At 43.5% G+C, this 16549-nt stretch carries 14 protein-coding genes and 1 riboswitch; all 14 genes read right to left on the bottom strand.

Translation table 11 applies throughout. The features are described from left to right. Position 1: 1 nt before the first annotated feature. The gene (locus C5O00_RS08365) at positions 2 to 1108 is read right to left on the bottom strand and encodes an acyloxyacyl hydrolase (RefSeq protein WP_105216429.1); all 1107 of its coding nucleotides are present in this window, start codon (positions 1106 to 1108) and stop codon (positions 2 to 4) included. Then, on the bottom strand, positions 1105 to 2070 hold the full coding sequence (locus C5O00_RS08360; protein WP_105216428.1) for a threonine ammonia-lyase: 966 nt from the start codon (positions 2068 to 2070) through the stop codon (positions 1105 to 1107). Before C5O00_RS08360 ends, C5O00_RS08365 begins: the two co-directional genes overlap by 4 nt. A gap of 19 nt (positions 2071 to 2089) precedes the next feature. Next, entirely contained in the window at positions 2090 to 2722 is a 633-nt protein-coding gene (locus C5O00_RS08355) for a phosphoadenosine phosphosulfate reductase domain-containing protein (protein WP_105216427.1), read from the bottom strand. 67 nt (positions 2723 to 2789) lie between these two features. Next, entirely contained in the window at positions 2790 to 3203 is a 414-nt protein-coding gene (locus tag C5O00_RS08350) for an RrF2 family transcriptional regulator (protein ID WP_105216426.1), read from the bottom strand. Positions 3204 to 3256: 53 nt separating this feature from the next. Beyond that, positions 3257 to 4213 (bottom strand): methylenetetrahydrofolate reductase [NAD(P)H], encoded by a 957-nt coding sequence (gene metF / locus C5O00_RS08345; RefSeq protein ID WP_105216425.1) that lies wholly within the window; start codon positions 4211 to 4213, stop codon positions 3257 to 3259. Next, positions 4214 to 6892, bottom strand: a complete 2679-nt coding sequence (metH, locus tag C5O00_RS08340) for a methionine synthase (protein ID WP_105217610.1) — start codon at positions 6890 to 6892, stop codon at positions 4214 to 4216. A gap of 19 nt (positions 6893 to 6911) precedes the next feature. Next, positions 6912 to 7922, bottom strand: coding sequence for a homocysteine S-methyltransferase family protein (locus tag C5O00_RS08335; protein ID WP_105216424.1), 1011 nt, complete (start codon positions 7920 to 7922; stop codon positions 6912 to 6914). Beyond that, complete coding sequence (locus C5O00_RS08330; RefSeq protein WP_105216423.1) at positions 7919 to 8338, bottom strand: OsmC family protein; 420 nt, start codon at positions 8336 to 8338, stop codon at positions 7919 to 7921. The genes C5O00_RS08335 and C5O00_RS08330 overlap by 4 nt, the downstream gene beginning before the upstream one ends. A 16-nt stretch (positions 8339 to 8354) precedes the next feature. Continuing rightward, the gene (gene proC, locus C5O00_RS08325) at positions 8355 to 9149 is read right to left on the bottom strand and encodes a pyrroline-5-carboxylate reductase (RefSeq protein WP_105216422.1); all 795 of its coding nucleotides are present in this window, start codon (positions 9147 to 9149) and stop codon (positions 8355 to 8357) included. A 10-nt stretch (positions 9150 to 9159) separates the two neighbouring features. Next, entirely contained in the window at positions 9160 to 10299 is a 1140-nt protein-coding gene (locus C5O00_RS08320; protein ID WP_105217609.1) for a homoserine dehydrogenase family protein, read from the bottom strand. A 1-nt stretch (position 10300) separates the two neighbouring features. Then, on the bottom strand, positions 10301 to 11470 hold the full coding sequence (locus C5O00_RS08315; RefSeq protein WP_105216421.1) for a trans-sulfuration enzyme family protein: 1170 nt from the start codon (positions 11468 to 11470) through the stop codon (positions 10301 to 10303). A 116-nt stretch (positions 11471 to 11586) separates the two neighbouring features. Next, positions 11587 to 11694, bottom strand: a riboswitch (SAM riboswitch). Positions 11695 to 11800: 106 nt separating this feature from the next. Continuing rightward, positions 11801 to 13099, bottom strand: a complete 1299-nt coding sequence (gene thrC, locus C5O00_RS08310; RefSeq protein ID WP_105216420.1) for a threonine synthase — start codon at positions 13097 to 13099, stop codon at positions 11801 to 11803. Further along, positions 13099 to 14025, bottom strand: a complete 927-nt coding sequence (locus tag C5O00_RS08305; RefSeq protein WP_105216419.1) for a homoserine kinase — start codon at positions 14023 to 14025, stop codon at positions 13099 to 13101. The genes thrC and C5O00_RS08305 overlap by 1 nt, the downstream gene beginning before the upstream one ends. 3 nt (positions 14026 to 14028) lie before the next feature. Continuing rightward, a complete protein-coding gene (gene thrA / locus C5O00_RS08300; RefSeq protein ID WP_105216418.1) occupies positions 14029 to 16467 on the bottom strand; it encodes a bifunctional aspartate kinase/homoserine dehydrogenase I in 2439 nt (812 codons plus the stop codon). Positions 16468 to 16549 lie beyond the last annotated feature (82 nt).

Genomic DNA, 16549 nt, shown 5'->3' with positions numbered 1-16549 from the left:
TTTACAATCTTATGCCTGCTCCAAATTCGATGGCTTCGGCGTTTGCAGCATGGGCCTTGATGGTTAAGGTAGTAAACCACCTGTGGTTAAAATAATATTTCCCCCCTACACGAAGGTACACACGGCTTTCGTATGTGTATGGATAGTAAATATAGTATCCTATTTGAGTGGGCAGGCCAATATCTCCTATCCTAAATTCATGGCCTGCAAAGATCCCCACACGTTTCCAATCGGTGTCCGGATCTATTCCCCGCTTTGGAAATGCCGCGGCCACATACCTGATCTCTTCTCGTAGGAATTCGGAAAAAAATATTTCGGCACCCAACTGTACTGCACTAATACTCCCTAGGCGTTTATCCGCATATCCGCTAACTACCGCAAACGGATGTGTTCCCAGGTTAAGGTAATCGCTACTGTTAAATCCGCCACTCACAGCAACATTCCAATGAACAGATCTATCTACTTCCTCTTGTTCTCCCGAATTAAACGAATTTTCCTGCTGAACAGATTTGTTGTATGAAAGAGCCATTTCGAAGGAAAGAATATTTGTCCCTGTATTTGGTGCTTTTATACTCCCATTAGAATGATGATAAAGTGAGATGCCGAATAAGAGTCCGAAATCATCCAGTAGATACGGTAGATCGTAATATAATCCCAGGGCTGTTGAAGACAGTAAAAGGCTACCAAATGCATTGTTCTTTGGGTTGGTTTCCAGATCGAAGGGATGGGTGTTGTAACTTATTCCCTGGGCCAGGTGAAGCCTTACGTTTCTATTGAGAAAATAGAAATTGTAATGTGCCAAAATGCCGAAATTCTTCCCTAATACCTCGTTTCTAAAATCTGTAAACTGAAACGACAGCCCCCAGTCCGGGTAATTAAAACTTTGCTGCCAGGGCTTTTCACCGAAGGTCTTACGATTAACACCCAATGTTATCACCTGGGGATGGGCTATTACCAAATGCGCAATATTCTTATTATGCCTAAGGATAGTCCCGTAGCCATACGAAACATCAAAAGAGTATTTTCCCGGATACTTTTCCTGGCCTACGAGAGGAGTAGCAAGAAAAAACAAGATCAGCATCCATTTCATCATAGCCTCCTTCTTCATTGTTTGCTATGGGAAAAGGGGAGTGCAGCCAGATCTACATTTCCTCCCGAGAGAATGATGCCAATTTTTTTATTTCTGAAGCGTCCCTTCTCTTTAATTAGAGCAGCCAAGGGCACCGCGCTGGAAGGTTCAACCACTATCTTCATCCGTTCCCAGATAAGTCTCAGGCTTTCGATTATCTCATCTTCAGTTACGCGGATGATCTCCGGCACCAACATTTTAATAATAGGAAAATTTACATCTCCTAAATTTGTTCTTAATCCATCGGCAATGGTATTGGTGTTTGTGTTGGTTTCAATTTTGCCAGTCTTTAGCGACCTCCAGGCGTCATCTGCTGCCAGCGGTTCTCCCCCAATCGTTTTACATTCATTTCCAAAATAATGAACCGCCAGAGCCGTCCCGGCGATAAGCCCTCCACCCCCTATGGGCGTAAAGATAAAGTCGAGTTCGGGTTGCGATTCCAGTAACTCCATAGCAGCTGTGGCATTACCCATAATCACTTCTATCTGATTGGAAGGATGTAGAAAAGTAGCACCGGTAGCTTTAACGATCCGCGCAGCTTCGGCCTCACGTGCGGCCAGAGTAGGTTCGCACTCGGTTATCAATCCTCCGTAGGTGCGTACAGCACTCTTTTTAACCGCAGGTGCGGAAGATGGCATCACTATAAATGCTTTTATCCCAAGATTTTTGGCTGCCAGGGCCACCGCCTGGCCGAAGTTCCCGGAAGAATGAGTTACCACCCCGGCTTCTTTTTCAGCTTCCGAAAATTGTAACACTGCATTCATGGCTCCTCGCATTTTAAAGGCGCCCATTCTCTGAAAATTCTCACATTTGAAATAAAGACGGGCTCCGCTTAGTTCATTGAGCAAAGCCGATTCCAACACAGGTGTCCGGTGAACGTACGGCAACAATGCCTCCTGTGTTTTGAGTAGTTCTTCTCGCTGTGGAATGGCCAAATCCATAGCGTAAAAATAAATAAAATTAATTCCGCAAGTGGATTCCGCATTCCCTATTTTCCAATGCTTTTACAGGATCGAAATAATTGAATTCGGCTGGTAATTTATGAAGGGATAAATAAGATTTTAGCTGCGCATCTGTAAAGTAATAGAACGGACTCACTTTTAAAATTCCATCTTCATCCAGACTTAAGATATCCAACGAATCCCGATGTTTAGTCTGTCCTGCACGGATATTGGTAAACCATACATCAGGCTTGTATTTGTTCAGCGCCCTGGTGAAGGGTTCTAACTTCACCTTCTCGGAAAAAACAGCATGCTTCGGATTTTCAATATCCGGTCTCCCAATAGTATGATTTAAAAAGGCCGTAGTGTATTTAGGGGCAAAGATTTCGATATTGAGGTGAAGTGTTTCCATAAGGTATTTAGCATGCTCATAGGTCTCGTCTGTATTGTAACCCGTATCGCACCATACCACTTTTATATCTTTCTTTTGATTGGTTACGGCATGAAGCAAAACCGCCGAATAAGGCCCAAAACTAGTAGTTACAAGTGGATTTTTGGCCAAACCTAAAGCGAATGAAATAATTTCCGCAGGTTCTTCGTATCTTAAATTTTGGTTGAATAAGTGAATGTTTTCCGAAGTGATTGTATTCATAACTATAATAAACCTATAGATTTAGTAGAGTAAACAAATCTACGATAATATTTTACATGGGTTTCTATTAACTTTTAATAAGATCTTCTAAACTGGTATTTTCAAAGATCTGCAGACAATTATCCCGTACCTGAACCATTAAATTATGTACACTGCAAGCTTCCTCATCGGGGCAGTCATCACATTTTTCGTAAAAATTGAGACTTACACAGGGCATCATGGCAATTGGCCCTTCCAGTATTCGGTAAACTGCAGCGATCGGTATTTCTGAAGGATGCTTCATAAGATAATATCCCCCACCCTTGCCTTTCTTGGATCCCAGATAACCCGCCTTCCGAAGAATGAGAAGGATACTCTCCAAAAACTTATGCGAGATGTTTTCCGATTGTGAGATCACCGAGATCTGAACAGGCTCGTTCTTATCCTGTTTAGCCAGGAATGTGAGTGCTTTTAATCCGTATTTTGTTTTACGCGATAACATGTCGAATTAGTTATAGTAAAGATAAGATTTCATATATATTAGGGTTAATTCTTTTAAAATAATTGCCTCGCAATTGCCTTTATATTATCACTCTTTCCCATAGAATAATAATGCAGAAAGGGAACCTTTTCCTTTATAAGTTCTTTGCTTTGTTCCACACACCACTCGATCCCTACCTCTTTTACCTGTTCATTAGTCTCACATTTAAGGACTTCCTTGATAAGGGCTTCAGGCAGGTCTGCATTAAATCGCTGCGGGATAAGGTTTAATTGTTTCTTAGTAGAAATAGGTTTAAGTCCGGGGATGATAGGCGCAGTTATTCCCGCAGAGCGACACTTTTCCACAAATTCAAAATACTTATTGTTATCAAAGAACATCTGGGTAACAATATATTCCGCACCGTTCTTAAGTTTCTTTTTCAGAAAATGTAAATCGCTTTCCATATTGGGAGCTTCCATATGTTTCTCGGGATATCCCGCCACGCCAATACAGAAATCTGTCTGTGCCTGATTCATTATTTCCTCGTCCAGGTATTCGCCTTTATTGAGAGCATCTATCTGTTGAACCAACTCATTTGCATAACGATGGCCTTCCTTCTCGGGAGTGAAATAGGTCTCTGTTTTCACGGCATCCCCACGCAAGGCCATTACATTATCAATCCCCAGGAAATCCAGGTCGATCAGGAAATTCTCTGTGTCCTCTTTTGTAAAGCCACCGCAAAGTATATGCGGTATAGCATCTACCTGGTACTTATTCTGTATGGCGGCGCAAATACCTACAGTCCCGGGTCGTTTTTTCACTACTTTTTTCTGAAGTAGCCCATTTTCCATTTCTTTATAAACGTACTCTTCCCGATGGTACGTTACGTCGATAAAGGGTGGTTTGAACTCCATTAGGGGGTCGATACTGTCGAAGATCGACTGGATATTCTGCCCCTTCAAAGGGGGTAAAATTTCGAATGAAAACTGGGTTTTTCCCTTTCCGTTGGCAATATGTTCTGTTACTTTCATTTAATCTGCTAAACTTGTTTGTAGCCATTTAAAGGCTTTTTCTTCTGAAATTCCTTTTCTCGATGCAAAATCTTTTACCTGATCTTCCCTGATCTTTCCCAAACCAAAATATTTTGCCTCTGCATTTCCGAAATAATATCCCGAAACCGAAGCTGCTGGCCACATAGCAAGGCTCTCTGTGAGTGATACACCAATGGTCTCCTTCACTTTGAGAATGTCCCAAATGGTCTCTTTTTCCAGATGGTCGGGACAGGCAGGATAGCCGGGAGCCGGTCTAATCCCCTGGTAGGATTCGCTTATAAGCTCTGTATTGCTTAATTCTTCATCGGCGGCGTAACCCCAGTATTTTTTTCTCACCTGTTCGTGTAAATACTCGGCGAAAGCTTCCACCAGCCTATCGGCAAGTGCTTTTACCATTATGCTGTTATAGTCGTCGTGCTCTTGTTCAAATTTCATAGCCAGCTCGTCGGTTCCAAAGCCGGCCGTTACACAAAAACAACCCATATAATCTGTGATCCCCGTATCCTTCGGCGCGATAAAATCTGCCAGAGCCAGGTTGGGCCTATCTTTTGCTTTTCTGGATTGTTGTCTTAAGGTTCGGAAGATCTTTTTTTCTGAATTACCTTCAGAAGGAACCACAACCTCTATATCATCATCGTTTATACTGTTCGCTTCAAAAAGTCCGAAAACCGCCCTGGCTTGCAACAATTTTTCAGAAATAATCCGCCTAAGCATTTGCTGAGCATCCTCATACAACTCTGTGGCCTGTTCTCCTACCACCCTATCTTCAAGAATGTTCGGAAACCGACCGTGCAGGTCCCAACTCCTGAAGAAAGGGGTCCAATCGATATATGGCAATAACAAATTGAGATCCAGATCCATAATTTGATGGATCCCGGGTTCGTTGGGGGTAACGATATGATCACTACTCCAGTCCAGGGATAACTTATTCTTTCTGGCCTCTTCCAGGCTGAGATATTCTTTCCTCTGCTGGCGTCCAAGAAAGTTTTCTCTAAATTCTGCGTATTCTTTCTTTAGGTCGTTTTTATATCCCTGTTTTCTGTCTTTCTGAAGCAGGTCTCCTACCACTGTTACCGCCCGGGAGGCGTCGTTAACATGCACCACGGCATTTTCGTATTGCGGATCTATCTTAACCGCGGTATGTGCTCTGCTTGTGGTAGCTCCACCTATAAGAAGCGGCACTTCAAACTGCTGGCGCTGCATTTCTTTGGCAAGAAAGACCATTTCGTCTAACGAAGGTGTTATCAAACCACTGAGCCCAATAATATCGACATTCTCCTCCTTGGCTGTTGCTATGATCTTCTCTGCAGGCACCATTACCCCCAGATCGATGATCTCATAGTTGTTGCAGGCCAGAACTACCGAAACTATGTTCTTTCCAATATCATGAACATCGCCCTTTACTGTGGCCATAAGGATCTTTCCGTTGGAGGATGAAGTTGCATCCTTATCTTCTTCAATAAAAGGAAGCAAATAAGCCACAGCTTTTTTCATTACCCGCGCCGATTTCACCACCTGCGGAAGGAACATTTTACCACTTCCGAAGAGATCACCCACTACATTCATACCTATCATCAAATGGCCTTCGATCACCTCTATAGGTTTATCTACTTGCTGTCGGGCTTCTTCTACATCTACTTCAATATAAGCATCTATCCCTTTTACCAAAGCCCGTGTTATCCTATCCTGTAGCGGTAGTTCCCGCCAGGATAGATCGGCTACTTTTTCTTTTCGTTCCCCTTTTACGGTCTCGGCAAATTCTAAAAGTCGTTCTGTGGCGTCATCCCTACGGTCCAGGATCACGTCTTCCACATATTCCAGCAGGTCTTTGGGTATATCGTCGTAGACCTCCAGCATGGCCGGGTTCACTATACCAATATTCATCCCTGCCTGGATGGCATGATACAGGAAAACCGAGTGCATGGCTTCACGTACTACATCATTCCCCCGGAAACTAAAAGAAACGTTACTTACTCCTCCACTCACACTACAATGCGGGAGATTTTCCTTTACCCAGCGTGTCCCTTCTATAAAATCGACGGCATTTCTACGATGTTCATCCATCCCTGTAGCCACGGGAAAGATATTGAGGTCGAATATGATATCTTCGGGAGGGAAATTTACCTTCTTCACCAACAGATCGTAAGATCTTTTCGCTATCTCAATGCGCCGCTCATAATTATCGGCCTGCCCGGTCTCATCGAAGGCCATTACGATCACTGCGGCTCCATATCTTCTAATTAATTTTGCCTGATGGAGAAACTCTTCTTCCCCTTCCTTTAAACTTATAGAGTTCACCACACATTTCCCCTGCACTACCTGTAATCCCGCTTCGATGATCTCCCATTTCGAGCTATCGATCATTATAGGGACTCTCGAAATATCTGGTTCGGAAACAATGAGATTAAGAAACTTTACCATAGCGGCGCGACCGTCTATAAGACCGTCATCCATATTCACGTCTATGATCTGCGCTCCTCCCTCCACCTGATGTCTTGCAATATCCAGTGCTTCCTCGTACTTACCATCCTTGATGAGCCTTAAGAATTTCCTGGATCCGGCAACATTAGTCCGTTCACCAACATTAATGAAATTACTTTCCGGAGTGATAACTAAAGGTTCCAGTCCGGATAATTTCAAATATCTTGTTTCGATCATGGTGCTGTTCATAGATTTATCACACTTTTAAAGTGTTAACTTTTAGGGGACGAGGTTGATAGGAGGCCGCCAGTTGGGCAATAGCCTTTATATGGGCCGGTGTTGTTCCGCAGCAACCACCAATGATGTTTATCAACCCCCGATCCAGGTATTCGCGGATCTGTTCGGCCATCTCATCGGCACTCTCATCATACTCTCCAAAGGCGTTAGGTAAGCCTGCATTAGGGTATGCCGAAACGGCAAGATCTGTCCTGTGCGCGATCACTTCCAGGTGCGGGGTGAGCTGTTTTGCACCCAGGGCACAATTAAAACCAACACTAACCAGCGGAACATGAGAAATTGAAATTAGAAATGCTTCGGCTGTTTGCCCGGATAAGGTCCTGCCCGAGGCATCGGTGATCGTACCACTAACCATAACAGGCAGATCGATATTTTTCTCTTCTTTGAGTTCTTCAATGGCAAACAGAGCAGCCTTGGCATTGAGCGTGTCGAAAATAGTTTCAACCAACAGGAAATCAACACCGCCATCTACCAAAGCCTCTGCCTGCTCTTTGTAAGCCGCACGTAACGCATCGAAAGTTATTCCCCTGTATCCCGGGTCATTCACATTAGGAGACATGCTGGCTGTTTTATTGGTGGGACCCATAGCTCCGGCCACAAATCTCGGTTTATCCGGATCTTGTCGCGTATATTCGAGAGCAACTTCTTTAGCGATCTTAGCCGATTCGTAGTTTAGTTCGTAAACAAGATCTTCCATGTCGTAATCGGCCATAGCGATCCTGGTACCCGAAAAGGTATTGGTCTCCACAATGTCTGCTCCAGCTTCAAAATATTTACCATGCACTTCGGCGATGGCCTGGGGTTGGGTGATGGATAATAAGTCGTTATTTCCCTTTACCGACTTGTGATGATCTTTAAACCGTTCACCCCTAAAATCCTCTTCGGTAAAATTATACCGCTGTAACATGGTGCCCATCGCACCATCCAACACAAGTATTCTTTTATTTAGTTCATCTAAAAATACACTCATACCTTCCTATCATTTACATACACATCGTAAGTTACCTCCACCGCGCCTTCCAGCGTAATTGAGACAGAGCAATACTTCTCGAAACTAAGCTGGGCCGCTCTTTTAGCCTTGGCCTCATCTATATCACCTTCAAGAAAAACAGTAACATGTATTGCCTCAAACGGCTTGGCCTGCCTAACTTCTTTACGTTTTCCTTCCACTTCAATTGCGTAGGAGGTGATTTGCTGTCTTTGTTTTTTTAATATCGACACTATGTCGATGGCATTGCATCCACCCACAGCCATGAGTAATAGTTCCATGGGACTAGCCCCATGCACTTCTTCGTTTACTTTGCTGTCTATATGTACCACCACATTGGAAGCACCTTTGGCTTCGAAATGGAAATCATCGTTTAATCTGTTGAGCGTTACTTTCATAAATTGTATTTCTGAATTATTTTTCGATCTTTTCAAAGGAGGTAACAATTCCCTTAATTAGTGCAGAGCTAAATCCATTGTGCTCCATTTCATTTAACCCTTCAATTGTACATCCTTTGGGGGTAGTAACCTTATCGATCTCCTCCTCGGGATGTGCCCTTTTCTCTATAAGTAATCTCGATGCTCCGTTCACTGTCTGATTTACTATAAAACTTGCAACTTTAGAGCTAAAACCAATTTGGATCCCACCCTGAACCATGGCCCGCATAAATCGTAAGACATAGGCAATACCACAGGCTCCCAGGACGGTGGCCGCTTCCATAAGCTCTTCTTCTATGAACTGGATCTCCCCTATCCCATCAAATAACTGCCGCACTGTTTCCAGCGTCTGCCGGTTATCGGTATTCGCACAAATACAAGTGAGCGACTCCTTTACAAAAGCGGCAGTATTAGGCATAGCCCTGAATATTGACAGCTCTGTCGAGCTAGCCTCTCCTAGTTGGGCAATTGAGATTCCAGTTGCGAGGGATATCAGGATATGCCTGTTAGGGTCAAATTCTTGTTTTAGATCTTGTAAAACGGTTAGGATGTTATGCGGTTTCAAGGCAACGAGGATGAGATCGGCATTTTTAACCGCTGAACGATTATCGGTTGTAACCACTACTCCTTCCCTGGAGAATTCGCTAAGAGCCTCCACATTCCTTCGAGTTACGGTGATATTCTCTGCTGCGGTATACTTGCTGTCCAGCAATCCTTTTAGAATAGCTATTCCCAAATTCCCACAACCAATGATCGCTACTTTCTTATCCATGTTCCTTCAATTATAGTTTATCGCTTAATCTCAATATATCGCCCAATACACCCCGGGCCGTAACCGCTCCGCCTGCACCCGCACCTTTTATGGTAATGGGGTGCTGGGCGTAGTTTTGAGTGTATATCTCGAATAACGAATCACTGTTACTAAGCTGTCCTAGGGTACTGTCCCGCGGTACCGAAACCAGCTTCACATCCAGTGTACCACCATTTACTTCGGAAAGATCCCCATGGAGATCACCAATGTATCTAAGCACGTGATCTTTTTTCTGATTTCGTTTCTTAATATGAAACTTAACATCAAGAGCATCCAACTGTTCCAGGAATTCATGCTTCGGAATGGTTCGTAAAGGCTTCGGAATTAGATTCTCGATATTCACGTCGGTTAATTCGTGGTGTAAATCTAATTCGCGAGCCAAAATAAGCAATTTTCTTCCCACGTCGTTACCCGAAAGATCTTCCCTTGGATCGGGTTCGGTAAAACCATAATTCATGGCTTTCTTCAGCACATTTCCGAAGCTATCATCATTTTCAGAAAAAGTATTAAAGATATAACTCAGAGAACCGGAAAACACTCCTCGGATACGCGTGATATTCTCACCGGACAAATGAAGTAATTTTATGGTGTCTATAAGAGGCAAACCCGCACCTACATTTGTTTCATAAAAGAATTCCTTTTCATGACGCTGAAGCAGACTACGCAGTTCGTGGTAGAATTCAAGATCCCTGGTGTTAGGATGTTTGTTGGATGAAACAAGGTTAAATCCTCCTTCGATCAGCTTCGGATAATGTTCTACAAATTCTGTACTCCCTGTATTATCAATAGCGATAAGGTTCTTCAGGTTATATTGCCTGGCAAATTTTATCACCTCGGAAATGTCCCAACCTGCTTTCTCTGCCTTCAGTTTATTTCTCCAGTTCTCATCAATGCCATCGGTTTGAAACAATAGTTGCCCGGAATTCGCCACAGCAAAAACATTAAGGACGATATGTTTCCTTTCACTAATGGATGCCGCCGATTCCAGGATCTGATCCAACAGCTTACCACCTACGTTTCCATGACCAAATACCGCCAGATTGACCTTCTTCTTTTTCAAAAGTTGAAGATCAATTCGGCTGGTATTGTTTTCTTTTATTTCGGTACTCATCTCAGGCATAGATTAATTGGGTTGCTGTATTGACGCTTTTAAAGGCAGTATTCAGATCTTCTATTAGATCCTGTGGTTCTTCTATTCCGCAGGATAGTCTAATGAGTGAATCCTTAATTCCCGACCGCAGTCTACGATCCCTTGGGATAGAGGCATGCGTCATTTGAGCCGGATGACATAGCAGACTTTTCACCCCTCCCAGACTTTCCGCCAATTTGAAGAACCTGGTGTGGGTAACAAAGGCATTTGCTACATCAGTGGAATCGTTTTTTAAACTGAATGAAACCACACCGCCAAACAGATTATTCTGTTGTCTGGCTGCGATGTGATGATTTTTATGGGTATCCAGACCCGGATAGAACACCTCGTCAACTTCGGGATGATGTTGCAGGAATCGCGCTATTGATAAGGCATTTTCAGATTGTTTTCTAAACCGGATATCCAGGGTTTCGATACCGCGTATGGTAAGAAAACAATCCCAGGGACCCAATACTCCTCCAGAGGCATTCTGCACAAATTTTATTTTTTCTGAAAGCTCCGGCGCAGCGGTGACCACAAGTCCTGCTACCAGGTCTGAATGGCCTCCAATATATTTGGTACCGCTGTGAATAACAATATCGGCCCCCAGGGAAATAGGGTTTTGCCCGATGGGACTGGCAAAAGTGTTGTCCACCACAAGATATGCTCCAACTTGTGCAGCTATTGCGGCAATAGCGCGGATATCTGAAACTTTTAGGGTAGGATTTGTTGGAGATTCTATCCAGATGAATTTGGTCTTTTCATTAACAGCGGCAGCCACATTGTCCACCTCGGTTGTGTCCACATAGTTCACACTAATACCAAGTTTTTCGTAGACGTGGGTAAAAAGTCTGTAGGCACCACCGTAAATATCATCTACTGCCACGATCTCATCTCCGGCCGATAAGAGTTTTAATACGGCGTCGATGGCCGCAAGTCCGGTAGAGAAGGCAAAACCGGCATCGCCACCTTCCAATTCGGCGATCACATCTTCCAGCACCTTACGGGTTGGATTGTTAGAGCGGGCATAGTCGAAGCCCTTGTTCACACCAGGCGCTTCCTGAATAAAAGTTGAAGTTTGATAGACCGGTACAGAAATAGCCCCGGTAAGCGGATCACTTGGGATCGCATGAATAATTTTTGTTGCACTCATTTTTCTTTTTTTTTGAGTTAATAGATAATTAAAACAAAAGTCAAAATGCGCCCGTAGGACGTATTTACCAGAAAAATGTTATAAGAAATAAAGTGACAAAAAGAACTATTGTCACGTTGTTATCTATCATCAGCCTAAGCTGTGTAGAATTTAGCACCTTCATTCCGGAGAAAGGGTTGCTAAGGTTTCACAGGGTCTAATCCCTCCACCTTTCTTGATAACACTTCAGTAAAAGTTTGAACTTTATGAGTACAAATATTGAGAAACAGATTCGACTTCTCCAAATTATTCTGTTAAAATCTTGAGAAAAGTTTCTTTTGCCCGAACATTCTATCGCAAGAGATAGTCCTTCAATTCCTTGTATGAGGAGATCTGCATAGCGCTTTTTTCTTTATCAATAATGGCTTGAATACTTTCCGGCAGGGTAATTTGTTCGGCTATTTCCTTCGGAATAACATCCAGGAATTTTACCGGATGGGCGGTTTCCAAAAACACCCCTATCCCCTGAAAATCATTTTCAGTAATATAATCTGAAAGAGCCGCAAACCCGATCGCGCCATGAGGATCGGCCGTATAGGAATATGCACCGCACAGATCCTTCATTACCATTAAGTTTTGTGTATCGGTATAACTATATCCCGACAAGTCCTCCCGTAGCTTCTCCAGATCGTGATCGTAAAGTTCTTTTATCCTAACAAAATTACTTGGGGCCGCCACATCCATCGCATTGGAAATAGTGGAGATCGTATTTTTTTGTTGGTAAATACCGGTTCTCAGATATTCCGGTACAACATCATTCTCATTAGTTCCCGTTATAAAATGTGCAATTGGGAGTCCTAGTTTCCTCGCCATCATCCCGGCGCAGATATTCCCGAAATTGCCACTAGGCACCGAAAAAATTATTGGTTTACCTTTTTCTTTTAATCGTTTGTATGCACTGAAATAATAAAACATCTGCGGCAACCAGCGCGCTACGTTGATACTGTTAGCCGAAGTAAGTTTCACTTTACCTGCGAAATCCTCATCCAGAAAAGCTTGTTTTACCATGGTCTGGCAATCGTCGAAATTGCCTTTAACTTCCATTGCGCTTATGTTTTTACCCAGTGTTGTGAGTTGTTTTTCCTGAATTTCACTCACCTTGCCGGACGGATACAGGATCACCACTTCAACCCCCGGAACATTAAAAAATCCATTGGCCACAGCTCCGCCCGTATCTCCAGACGTGGCCACGAGTACGGTCACCTTTTCGGCCTGCTTCTCCCGGTTGAAGTACCCCAGGCAACGTGCCATGAATCTGGCTCCAACGTCTTTGAAGGCAAGCGTAGGCCCATGAAACAGTTCGAGAGAAAAAATATCGGGTTTTACCTCCACCAGGGGGAAATCGAACGAAAGCACTTCCTTTAATATCTGCTTTAATTCAGGGGCCGGGATCTCACCTCCCACAAATTGGTCTATAACATGAAATGCGATCTCGTGATCCTCCAATTGTTCAATTCGATCGAAGAATCGCGTAGGAAGTTTGGTGATGGTTTCCGGGAAATACAATCCTTTATCGGGCGCAAGTCCTTTAATGACAGCCTCCTTGAAACTCACCTTTTCTGCCTGTTTATTTAAGCTGAAATACTGCATTATTCGTTGCTCAATGTTATTCCTGTTTTGGCGATTCCCGAGGTATAAATTCGGTAATCGATGGCCGAATCCTTATACACCTCATTGAAAGCAGCCGCGATCTTTTCTGCCATTTCTGCTCCTTTTACCAGGGCGAATACCGAGGGCCCGGATCCTGAGATCCCTGCTCCCAAAGCTCCATGATCCAACGCAGCTCTTTTTAAGGCATCGAAATGTGGAATGAACTTCTTGCGATAAGGTTCTACCACATGATCGGTTAGTGACCTGCCAATGAGATCGTAATCTGAACTATGCAACCCTGCTATGAGTCCGCCCACATTCGCCCATTGGGATATTGCTGTTTTCATTGGGATCTCTTTGGGTAGAATATTTCTGGCGTCTTCGGTCTTTATTTCAATTTGTGGATGGATCACTGTAACGAATAATTGGGAGGGTGTAGGAATAGAAACGATATCCAAAGGTTCGTAACTACGAATTAGCACAAATCCTCCGTAGAGTGCAGCGGCCACATTATCTGCGATCTGAGATCCGCACGCCACTTCTTCCCCAAACATAGCGTATTTAAGTTGTTCTAGTTTTGTATAGCGGTTATTAAGCAGTTGGTTTATGGCAAAAGCAGCTCCCGCTCCACTGGCTGCGCTACTTCCTAATCCGCTTCCCGGTTTGTATTTTTTAACGATCTCTATATCCACACCAAAATTGGCGCCTGCGTCCTGCAGCATTCGTTTGGCAACTGCAGCCGCTACATTCTTATTGGATTCGAATGGCAGATCGGCCCCTTCTATCTTTACAATGCGGGTTTTCCCCAAATCATTCTTCCGAAATGTCATTTCATCCCCTAGAGATTCCAGTGCGAACGCCATAGCATCGTAACCGCAAGATACGTTGGCAACAGTTGCAGGAGAGAATATCTGAAGCTGATCCATAATTTAATTTTTACCCAAACTGATTATATCCCCGAACAATCCCGAAGCGGTAACTTCGGCTCCGGCCCCGGCACCTTTGATGATCAACGGCTGATCTGAATATCGTTGGGTGTAGAACAAGACAATATTATCTTTTCCATCCAAATTGTAGAATGGGTGATCCTTTGCGATCTGCTGAAGTCCTACTTTTGCAACCCCATCACGAAATTCGGCAACGTATTTAAGTCGGTTTTCTTTATCGGCCGCCTCCACATAGAGTTTCTGAAAATGCGCTTCCTCCTCCTTCAGGCTTTCATAGAACTGGTCTACACTTCCAGGCTGTAATGAAGCATCCGGCAGGAAAGAAATGTTTTCAATATCCTCCATGTCTATGGTATATCCGCTTTCCCGCGCCAGGATCAGAATTTTTCGTGCTACATCAACTCCACTCAGGTCGATTCGCGGATCGGGTTCGGTGTAGCCTTCTTCCCCGGCTTTTTTCACGATGTCCAGAAAGGTTGTTTCAGCATTGAAATTATTGAAAATAAAATTCAAACTTCCAGAAAGAACAGCTTCGATCGAAGTGATCTTATCTCCGGAATTTACAAGATTGTTCAGTGTATTGATTACAGGCAGGCCGGCTCCTACATTCGTTTCAAAAAGAAAGGAAGCATTGTATTTTCTCGCCAGGTATTTTAGTTGTTCGTATTTGGAGTATTGAGAAGAACAGGCGATCTTATTACAGGCAATGATCGAGATACTTTCCCTTAGATAATTACTGTAGCTATTGGCAACTTCTTCATTGGCTGTAATATCCACAAATATGCTGTTTTGCAGATTGAGTTCTTTTATGGTATTGAACCAGGTTTCTTCATCCTTCTTATTGCCTTCTGAAAGTAATTGTTCCCAATTTTCCAGGTCGATCCCTTCTTCATCGAAGATCATAGTGCGGGAATTACTCAGGCCCACAACCTTTACATTTAAATAGAGTTGATCGTGTAAATGTTCCCATTGCTGCGCTATCTGATCCAACAATCGTTTACCCACATTACCGGTTCCAACTATAAAAAGGTTTAACGTACCTCGTTGCTTCTCGAAGAACCTGTTGTGCAAAGTATTGAGGGCTTTCTTCACATCCCTGGCCTGAATTACTGCCGAGATGTTCCGCTCCGATGCCCCCTGAGCAATAGCCCTGATGTTTACATTGTTCTTACCCAGAGAACTAAACATCTTCCCACTGATACCCTGGTGATTTTTCATATTATCCCCTATAACGGCTATGATAGCCTGGCCGTGTTCTACTATGGCCTCATTTATCTTCCCCAGGGAAATTTCGAAAAGAAATTCATTACTAATGGCTTCTTCGGCTCTTTGCGCATCGCCAGATTGTACTGCGATACAGATAGAATGTTCGGATGAGGCTTGGGTTATCAGGACAATATTTATTTTTTCGTTGGCAAGTGCCTCGAACAGTCGTTTTGAAATACCGGGTATTCCCACCATGCCGGAGCCCTCCAGGGTGATTAACGAGATATTAGGTAAATGACTAATTCCTTTTACCGGCCCAAAATCTAGTTTACCGGATTGATTGATAAGTGTGCCTTCGGCTTCGGGCTCGAATGTATTTTTGATAAGGATGGGTATATTTAAATCCAGTACCGGACGAATGGTAGGAGGGTACAATACCTTGGCTCCAAAATGCGAGAGTTCCATCGCCTCGTGATATGAGATCTCGGCGATAGGAAAGGCTTGTTTCACAAGTTTCGGATTGGCGGTATACATTCCACTTACATCGGTCCATATCTCCAGGACGGAGGCTTTGAGGGCAGCCGCCATGAGAGCTGCAGAAAAATCGGATCCTCCTCGGCCCAGGGTTGTGGTTTCCCCTTCCGTACTTTTCGACACAAAACCGGGCATTAATGTAACTCTGGCCGTACTGTTTTTAAAGTAAGACCTAATGTTTTGAGATGTTACGTCGTCCATCACCCGCGCATTTGTATAGTTGGAGTCGGTAACAATAAGCTCTCTACTGTCTTTGAGCTCCGTACCATCGAGTTCGTTCTTAAGACAATTGGAAATTATAAATGCGGATAATAATTCGCCATAACTAAGAACCTTATCCCTGGTTTTGGTGGTAAATTCGTTGATCAGGAAAATCCCGTGGTAGATCTCTTTAAGTTCATTTAACCGCTGGTTAATCTCATCTTTGGTTTCTGAACCCAATCCTAATTGAGAAGCAGTTTCCAGATGCCTTTCTTTTATAGATTCCCACAGCTGAATATATTGTTGGTCCTTCGCATTAGCCAATTCTCCAGCCTGCTGCAGTGTATCTGTCATTCCGCCAAGCGCTGAAACAACTGCAATAACCGGCGCTTCAACCGATTTGTTTTTCAGAATATCAACAACTTTGTTAATGTTCTCTGCGTTCGCTACCGAGGTTCCACCAAATTTTAAAACTTGCAACTTTTCTCTTTTATAAAATTTAAGCTGTAAGTATACTAAAATCTGAAGGAAATACAGGTGATACCCATCATAATCCTTGTAT

Source organism: Pukyongia salina (assembly GCF_002966125.1).
GTDB lineage: Bacteria > Bacteroidota > Bacteroidia > Flavobacteriales > Flavobacteriaceae > Pukyongia > Pukyongia salina.
This window is presented reverse-complemented; position numbering and strand designations above follow the sequence as displayed.